Origin of the sequence: Rosenbergiella metrosideri, assembly GCF_022602565.1 — a bacterium.
In the GTDB taxonomy this organism is placed as follows: domain Bacteria; phylum Pseudomonadota; class Gammaproteobacteria; order Enterobacterales; family Enterobacteriaceae; genus Rosenbergiella; species Rosenbergiella metrosideri.
In genome coordinates this window covers 1-290 of record NZ_JALBCV010000062.1, presented here as the reverse complement: position 1 = coordinate 290, position 290 = coordinate 1, and the positions used below count along the sequence as shown (strand labels likewise).

The 290-nt window shown below is 24.5% G+C and carries 1 protein-coding gene; it reads left to right on the top strand.

The features are described 5' to 3' along the window. On the top strand, positions 1-290 hold a 290-nt coding region (locus MKR94_RS16500), incomplete at both ends, for a beta-1,6-N-acetylglucosaminyltransferase (RefSeq protein WP_241647890.1).

The following is a 290-nucleotide window of genomic DNA, read 5'->3' as shown; positions in this document are numbered from 1 at the left end:
CTAATATTTTATTAGAAAAAGCGTATGATTCTAATATAAATTTTGATTATTTCCATTTAATTAGTGGTCAAGACTACCCATTAACTGATAATGCAAGTTTTGATAATTTTTTCGAATTCAATGATAATAGTTTTATGCAGTTCGATAAAGATTCAGAAATGAAAATATGGCGAAAAACCAAATATAATGAGAGGGTGAATTATTTTTACTTAGTTGATGTTTTAAGTGGAGATTATTTCCCTGAAAAATTATCAAAATCGATAACAAGATTAGTTTATAAAATCTCTAAA